Source organism: Wolbachia endosymbiont of Cylisticus convexus (genome assembly GCF_003344345.1).
The window spans coordinates 1-8,702 of record NZ_QPIP01000224.1; the positions used below are offsets into that span (position 1 = coordinate 1).

The 8,702-nt window shown below is 35.7% G+C and carries 5 protein-coding genes and 1 pseudogene; 1 reads left to right on the top strand and 5 read right to left on the bottom strand.

What is annotated here, in order from left to right; all coding sequences use genetic code 11:
* Positions 1-65: 65 nt before the first annotated feature.
* Positions 66-1,348: pseudogene (locus Wcon_RS10690) on the top strand (IS256 family transposase).
* A gap of 192 nt (positions 1,349-1,540) precedes the next feature.
* Here the strand turns inward: Wcon_RS10690 and Wcon_RS10695 are convergent.
* From Wcon_RS10695 to Wcon_RS10715, 5 genes are all read right to left on the bottom strand, one after another.
* A complete protein-coding gene (locus tag Wcon_RS10695; protein WP_114517657.1) occupies positions 1,541-3,508 on the bottom strand; it encodes a hypothetical protein in 1,968 nt (655 codons plus the stop codon).
* 84 nt (positions 3,509-3,592) lie between these two features.
* Positions 3,593-3,793, bottom strand: coding sequence for an ankyrin repeat domain-containing protein (locus Wcon_RS13225; RefSeq protein WP_410543460.1), 201 nt, complete (start codon positions 3,791-3,793; stop codon positions 3,593-3,595).
* Entirely contained in the window at positions 3,750-4,022 is a 273-nt protein-coding gene (locus Wcon_RS10705; RefSeq protein ID WP_147269166.1) for a hypothetical protein, read from the bottom strand. The genes Wcon_RS13225 and Wcon_RS10705 overlap by 44 nt, the downstream gene beginning before the upstream one ends.
* A 270-nt stretch (positions 4,023-4,292) precedes the next feature.
* The gene (locus Wcon_RS10710) at positions 4,293-6,491 is read right to left on the bottom strand and encodes a hypothetical protein (protein WP_114517660.1); all 2,199 of its coding nucleotides are present in this window, start codon (positions 6,489-6,491) and stop codon (positions 4,293-4,295) included.
* 9 nt (positions 6,492-6,500) lie between these two features.
* Positions 6,501-7,856, bottom strand: a complete 1,356-nt coding sequence (locus Wcon_RS10715) for a hypothetical protein (protein WP_114517661.1) — start codon at positions 7,854-7,856, stop codon at positions 6,501-6,503.
* Positions 7,857-8,702 lie beyond the last annotated feature (846 nt).

Consider the following 8,702-nt stretch of genomic DNA (forward strand, 5'->3'; position numbering starts at 1 on the left):
GTTCAAAAAAGTGTGTCAAACCGAAAAAAAGTAATTTATATCAATTTAAAAATGGAGGTTTGACAATGAGTCAAAAAGTAGTAAACAGAACTAACGGATTGGTAGATTATAAAGAGTTGGAAACAAATATCCTGTCGTCTATACGAGAAGGAAGACCGTTGACAGGAAAGGAGGGAGCATTAACACCATTTATAAAAAAGCTGCTGGAGGCGAGTCTAGAAGGTGAAATAGAAAACCATTTATTAGCTGAAAGTGAAGAAAATAATCGCAGAAATGGGAGGAATGGAAAGACTTTACGTACAAGTGCAGGTTCATTTGAGCTGTTAACGCCAAGAGATAGAGAAGGAAGTTTTGAGCCGCAAATAGTCAAAAAAAGGCAAACAAGCTTACATCCAGAGCTTGAAACGAAGATTTTGAGCACATTTGCCAGTGGTATGAGCTATAGAGATATAGCGTCACACGTTGAGGAAATTTATGATCACAAAATATCGGTAGCAGAGATATCAAGTATTACCGACAAATTACTGCCTATAATCAATGAATGGCGTAGTCGTCCACTGCAATCAGTATACCCGATAGTATTTATGGATGGGATGTTCTTTAAGGTCAAGGAGGATGGACATTGCGTAAGTAAATGTATGTACAATATATTGGGCATAGACCAAAATGGCAGAAAAGAAGTCCTGGGCTTTTATTTGGCTGAAAGTGAAGGAGCTAACTTTTGGTTGGAAGTGCTAAATAACCTCAAAGAAAGAGGAGTAGAAGATATTCTGATTGCATGTGTAGATGGGCTAAAAAGCTTTCCTGCAGCCATCAACAGTGTATTTCCCAGTGCAGAAGTGCAGCTATGTATAGTACACCAAATAAGAAATTCTCTGAAATATGTATCCAGTAAAGATGTGAAAGTTTTCATGAATGACTGAAATATGTATCCAGTAAAGATGTGAAAGTTTTCATGAATGATCTGAAAAAAATATATCGTGCTTCAAGTAAAGAAATTGCTGAGAATTATCTGCTTGAGCTGGAAGGAAAATGGGGAGAAAAGTATCCTTTAGTTATAAAATCCTGGCAGAACAATTGGGAAAACTTATCCAGTTATTTTAAGTATTCTGGGCCAGTTAGGAAGCTGATTTACACCACTAATCCAATTGAGGGGTTGCATAGACAAATCAGGAAATTTACTAAAACTAAGGGTTCATTTACTAGTACAAATGCCTTGTACAAACAGGTATATTGTGCTATAAAAAAGGTAGAGCAAAAGTGGATTATGGCTCTCCCTAATTGGGCTTTAACTATGTCTCAACTTGATATTTTCTTTCCAGATAGGTTGAAAATTGAGTTGAACTAAAAATGCGGCTTGACACACTTTTTTGAACATTCCCGGTAAATGATGTAACTTTGGATAAAAACATAGTAGAATTTAATGTAACTCCAACTGTAGAGAGCTACTCACAAGAGGTAAATAAAATTGTAATCTCGAAAATCGGTGCTTGAAGAAAGGTAATTTATAACCCTTGGCCTTGCCTAAAAATCTGTTATTTTAACCTAGAGCACTTGTACTTCTCCTATTTCCACTTGACTTGCTATGCTGCACTGAGTGACTTGAGTTGATACTAGCGCCCTGATTTTCTGCATAACCTTCTCTACAGGAATTTGACGAAGAGTTTACTATATCGCCATACTCTAAATCTTTTACTGCTTCCAATGCTGCTTCCTCAATTTTTTCAGATAAGCTAACTCTTTCAGAAGACTGACAAAGCTCTCTAGATCGTTCAAAATACCCTTGTTTTATAGCTTGATTAACTGATAAACCTCCTAATAAGCAATTTTCCCCTATTTCTTCGTTACAGCTTTTCAATTTCTCTAACTTTTCTTGATCTCTTACTTCTATCCCTATGAGATTTTCATCCTCCTCATCAAGATATAATTCAACTTCTAACTCCCCCAAGCTGGTGTAGAAAGTTAACACTATACCGTCACTACCTGCAATGTCAGTGTAATTTCTGCTTTTTTCTTCAAATTCAACTATTACTTTACTTTCTCCTATCTCCAACTCGCAGACTTCTAATTCTAGATTTTCCACCTCCAATTCATTTGTAATTTTTACAACCTCAACAATACTACCTTGTGGATACTTTATATGAGAATATATATTATCTATGCTTATTTCTAACTCATCTTGAATTTGTTTGTTTTTGTTCACAATGCTTTCATACGCAGCACTTTTTAGCTGATCCATAATGTATTTACATTCACCAAAAAGACATTTATCAAACTCTTTCTCTTCATCTTCATGAAACCCTTTACTACGAGGATTTATAAATCCCATAGTTGCATGTGATATCCTATCGTTATAGAAAAAATCTCGCTGCACTTTCCCGCCTTTTAATAGTAAATTTTTAACAATATCTTGTATAATACTCACACTTTCTTCATCTGTTGCTAGATCTTCACTATAATAAATAAATTTGCCAGAGGTTACTTCTGTAACCTCTTCAAGAACATCTAGCACTCTCCTAAGTATTAAATTCACTACAGTTGTTCCATTGTCGCCACAATATGAGTTCAACTTTATTCCCTTTTTAAGATAATTATTTACTACACATCTAATTTCTTCTAGAGCACCCCTTACCCAAATTTCTTCAGACTTTTGTGTAATTTCTTTTATTAGAACACCCCTTAGAGTATTACCTTCTCCATACTTTTGTGTAACTTCTTCTATTAGAGCATACTTTAAAGCATTCTTTGTCCAATCTTTTCCATACTTTCTTATAATTTCTTCTATTAGAGCATCCTTTGTCCAATCTTTTCCATACTTTCTTGCAATTTCTTCTATTAGATCATCCTCTGTCCAATCTTTTCCATACTTTCTTATAATTTCTTCTATTAGATCATCCTTTGTCCAATCTTCTCCAGACCTTTGTATAATTTCTTCTATTAGATCATCCTCTGTCCAATCTTTTCCATACTTTCTTGCAATTTCTTCTATTAGATCATCCTTTATCCAATCTTCTCCATACTTTTGTATAATTTCTTCCATTAGAACATCCTCTGTCCAATCTTTTCCATACTTTCTTGCAATTTCTTCTATTAGATTATCCTTTGTCCAATCTTTTCCAGACTTTTGTATAACTTTTTCTATTAGATCATCCTTTAGAGCATTCTTTGTCCAATCTTCTCCATACTTTCTTATAATTTCTTCTATTAGATCATCCTTTGTCCAATCTTTTTTATACTTTTGTGTAATTTCTTCTTTAATTTCCTTATACTTTTGCTTACTTTTCTCCTGTCTATTTTCCATTTCCTTATAAAACTCTTCAACCAATAAACTCTCTTCATCAGTCAAAGGGTTATCTGAATCATAGCTTGAGTTCGAGTCTTCCCCTGAGTTTAAATTGCTTAGAGCAGTATTTGGCTGTGAATCCCGATACTCTGAAGAATAATAACTTTTTGAGCTAGTTTGTTCTGCGTATTCCACACATCGCTTGTTTTTTACCTCACTACTCATAGCATGTACCTCATCTTTGATGTTTATTGTAACATGCAAGCGAAAATTAACAAGAAAAACATCCTGTCTACCAGCTTAATAGTTTCATCTACCCATTTCTGGTCCGTATAAGTTCTCCACGTTCACATTGTTCATGTTGCCATTGGGTTCTGCAGCTTGCAATAGAGCTTGGCTGTTATTAAGGTTAGCAAAATGCAAAGCAACATTTCCATTATTATCCTGTATACTAGTGTCTGCTCCGTTATCTAGTAGAACTTTTAGTGCATCTAAATGCAAAGGAGTCATCCCACTTAGATCCTGTGGTATCAGATAGAAGTGCAACTATACAGCTGTAATTCCCTAGAGCAGCATGATGTACAGGACTCCACTCACCATCGCTCTCACTAATAGTTGCATAATTGTTATTATTATCTTCCGCACCAAAAAACTCATCATCATGCTGTTCTTCAGTAGCTAATCCACCAAATGGCTTTTTTGCACAAACCTGCTTACTCTCTAAGATATATTCTAACACCATATTCCCTCAATCTATAAATATATTATGCACAATAATTAGCATGAATAAAAGCTAATGCAAGCATAACTTTTCTAATTTTCGTGTTTTTTAGAGAGTTGTGTTCTCCTACTGTAACTTCATATGACTTTGAGCCTGCTATCTTCTTAATTAGCTATGCAACAAGGCTGTTTCCGGACAACTTCGAAAATGTTAGGGCAAACTGCCATATACATTTTACCAGTACAATCTATTATACACTTAATTTGATATGTAAATTCTCAATAACCCTCATCTGCCAGGAAGATCATCTGCAGAACTGTGTCCTAAGTTGTCCCTTATACGAAGAACATCCTTAACTGATATAAGAGTATCTGGCCTCTGCGCACGATCATTCCATATAGCGTACGATAAAACTACTGTGTCTCCATCGGTAATACGCTTATATCCTCTACATTGCAAATAACTATTTAACTGATTATTTGCCTCTTGTTTTTTATCCTGTAGTTCGCCCGTGCCAGCAAACTTTAACTCTATCCCAATTGGATGAACACCACCTCCACTTTCTACAGACCGTAACAACACCAAATCTATCTTCTCTCCTCCTCCCAACTGGAATTCTATAATTACCCTAGCAGGATTATTACAAGTATAAAACAATCCGTGCAACACAGAATGAAACCCAACCTCTTGGGCGTTATTTCTATTCACTACCCACTTTAACGGAAATAGCACATTAGAAATTGCTTGAAATAATCCCTTGTGCCTATTCACATCTTGCCAACCGGTATTCATCATGACATTTGCAGTGTTGTGTACATTACTACCACCACCTACTGGTAAAAGCTCACCTTGAAAAGACTGATTGCCCTTATGCTGTAGATAATCGGCAGGTGATTGAAATTGTGTCACATTAACGGCTAAACCAAGATCATCCTCAGCTCTTCTACTTGGATTCAATGTGCACACCACTTCATATACTCTAGCATCTGGCCAACGTGACAAGTCTAGGCCTTGTAGGGGAAATTGGTGAGCTAACGCGTGACGAATATCAAGCACAAAAACTCCTTCTTCTCCTGCCCATAACGCTCGTAAAACCATAGTTAAGGCACGATCCCCAACATTTACTTGTGCTACTCCTCCATGTCGACCTCGCATCCTATCATCATCATGGTATTGAAACAAGTACTTATCTACATATACCTCACTTCCATCTTCCAACTCAATTCTTCTTTTTGCAAACGCAGCACTTGCAAAAGTAAATCTAGTTGTGTAGGAAAATACTCTGCTGTTAGTACCTCTAGTGTCAGGCACAGCAGGCACACCAAAAGATGGATATAGTAAATAGTTTCTAACACTCTCTTGAATTTCGGCCATAGATCCATTAAACAGCCTTTCTACTAAAGAAGATTCTCTTTCCAAAAAGCTTTGAGTACTAAGCTGTAAACGTTCGTTGTTATCTAAATCAAAATTTAATCCTACACAAACAGCATCATCCGATGAGGTGTGGATGGATATAGATGAAACAGGACATCTTGTAACGTAATTTTCAGCCTGTGCCAACGCTCGATCAGCACATCTGTCTCTTGTTTGCCCTGCCTTGAGTTCAATTATAATAGGAACAGAATCTATCAATCGTTGTACACCACGTACAAGAAAAGTAATATCTGTATATCCACCCCCCACAAATAACTCAAGGTAAATACCAGCTGTATGACGATACCTAAAATTCATCAAAAATCCTGACAGAAAACCATGATAGTCTGACTCCTTGCCATTGAAATCTAGTACCTGATTGTACCTATTGTAGAGATTAATTATGTACTGCAAAACATCATCAATAGTATCAACAACATCATCTGCATTATTACTTGCCAGATCTCCTAATAGACCTGACAGGAAACCTTGTTGTATACCAAAGGTCCTGGTGATCTCTTCAAAACCACCATCGCATGGAGATGCTGAATTTCCAGTAAATGCATTTCCCTCACGAATTTTTACACATCTTATTTCTTCCTCTTCTCCTTGATTTTCTGCCCATGCAAATGTTTTATACTCTTCCCATGCAAACCGCCTAGCCCGTAATGCAACATTCTGCTGTTGTAAATTATTCTCTATCCACAATTTCTCTTGCTGACTAAATCTTGAACCAAAACTATTTTGTCTATCGGCAATAGTAAAACATCTTACAATTCTGTAACCTCTTCTATCTCTGTCATTAGTTAATACAGCAACCTTTAAATTTCCTTTTCTAGGTCTACCTGGATCATTGTCAAAACGAAAATAAATTTTTTCATTATCTGCAACATCAGAATCAAACGCAGTAGCAAACATACCAAAAAAGAATGCAGGGAAAAAGCGACCCTTACCAACCGAGTGCAAGAAAGATGGACATTGATCCAAGAAAGACTCAAACCTTTCTGTAAACTCCCGACAATTTCCATCTAACAAATTTCTAATGAATCCGATATTTTCACCATTGTTATGCATAAAACACCTCTACTTACTATGACCAGACGAACCACTAATACCAGGGGCTTCTAACATGGACTGCGGATCACCAAAGCCACTGTGGGGAATAGGTACCTTATCTAACTCAGAAAACAATCCTTCTGCCAGCTTACCATAATCAACACCACTCTTCATACCAGTTCTACCAACTGTTTTTAGGTTGCTAATTAAATAATTTTTAAAACTCACAAAATCCTCCTGTGTACAATACTTTTTTGCAAACTGTAAAATCTCTAACACCTCGTCTTTTTTTCCAGTATCACCTGAAGCACGACCGCGCTCCCAATCTACAATTAATCCGGCAAGCATGCGTTTGATTGGGACTCTACCATTCGAAAAAACAGCAGCCTTTTTATGCTCATTAAAGCGATTGCACCTCCAAATATCCATAGTAATTGATCTAGCTTGGGCACTTAACTCAGGATTTTCCAATATCACATTTGAAAACGAGGAAAGGAGGAGTCCATAATCATGATGTGAAAGTATTTTGTCTGCAGGTACTGAAACTTCTTCATAGCACCAGCGCTTCATTATATCTTGAACTGTATCAAGAAAACTCCAACGTATCAAACCATTAAGAAGTGAATATACTCCTTGATCTTTTTCTAACAACTTAAGCAACAGCTCATGTTTTGCTGGATCATCCATTTTATACAGGCAAAAATCTAAAACGGTAGCACGATTGTAGTTACATTGAACAGTGGACAAGGTAATAACCGCATTAATAATTTCCTCTTCTCTTTCTTGCTCGTTTAAGCGGTTATAGAAATATTCCACTCCCTCGCTCCATTTAAGATCTACAGCTTCTCGGAATCCATCTATATCACTGTATTCTTTTAATTTTAATTCTTCAGATTCTCTATCAATCCAAAAACTAGATACAGGATCATAATTTTCCATAGAGTCTAACAGATCACTTCTTATATACTTATCGTTGCTGGCCGCAGGTCCACCATCATCATCTACTGCATCAGGAGAAAACCTGCTCTTGTGAAGGTCGAACTTTTCCTGAAAAAGGTCTTTAATTTTTTCTTTCACGCAATATCTACATGCCATTTTATATCTAGAAAACGGATTTTCTATCCCATTTATGCTTTCTTCAGTTAGCCTTTGTCCTAGGCTAGTGTTATTCAACTTTGCACCCGACCAACAACTCTCATCGCGAAACATGTTGTATAAGAATTGTAGCTTATCACCTTCGAGAGATTTCACTTGCCTAATATAGGTCTTCACCCATCTTTCAATAGCTAAACGCCTTTCAGCAGCAATTTGGGAATCTGTATGTTCAATAACACTTTGTAACTTATTAAGTACTGCAGCATGACGTTCTGTTATTCTTGGCATTGCACTCTCCATATAAAAATATTTATGGGATTATGTAAAAGTTAGAATTAAATAACAACCTAAAATTACTGAGGATAAAAAAAACTTCATGGAAAACATTTTCTATATTGAACAGATATAAAAATTCTATTGGAATTTACAGGAAATACCATACTCCTCAGCGTCATAAAAATTTTAAATGTTTACTTTGTTTAAAAAGAAAATAGATCGTATATTTGTGAGAACAAGCCAAGTAAAAATAGGGTTGTGAAAATGGAATTTTGAAATCTTTGCAACAAAATTAGGCAAAACAGTTCGTACGTAGATTTAGTGAAAGTGAGCCAATATAGCTGATTTTAGCGTATAGTAAAATTATTATAAATAAAAGTTCGAATGTATCACGTGGTAGACCATTCCATCCCAAAACGAAAGATTCTCACCGCCCTTGGTTTTGAGCGCTGGAAATGGTTGTATTATTTAAGTTATTAATGAAATATATTGCTAGATTAATATTAGTTTATTTTAGAATTAAGGTAGATTTATAAAAAACAGAATTTAAAAAAGACCTTATATTAAGCCTATTAAGAGCCTTTTTTAAAAATTACTTCAGATTAAAAAATTTTTTCAAATTAGGGGTTGACAAAATTTAGAGATAGGATATCTTGCCTAAAATGGTATTAGACTACTATGGTGTATGCTTAAGTGTACTAGTTTCCATGTTTTTCCATTCATAGAGGGGTGATTATGCTGCGTTCAGATATTCCAAAAGTTTTATTTTCGTCTATTAAAGAGGATGATCCCTATAGAACATCTAAGCTTTTTCAAATTGAACGCTGGTGCTATGCAAATTGGGATTTGCACAAAAGG

Bases quoted from the DNA above. Each gene is read 5' to 3' on its own strand.
- Wcon_RS10695 (WP_114517657.1), bottom strand. From the start codon at position 3,508: ATGAGTAGTGAGGTAAAAAACAAGCGATGTGTGGAATACGCAGAACAA.
- Wcon_RS13225 (WP_410543460.1), bottom strand. From the start codon at position 3,793: ATGACTCCTTTGCATTTAGATGCACTAAAAGTTCTACTAGATAACGGA.
- Wcon_RS10710 (WP_114517660.1), bottom strand. From the start codon at position 6,491: ATGCATAACAATGGTGAAAATATCGGATTCATTAGAAATTTGTTAGAT.
- Wcon_RS10715 (WP_114517661.1), bottom strand. From the start codon at position 7,856: ATGCCAAGAATAACAGAACGTCATGCTGCAGTACTTAATAAGTTACAA.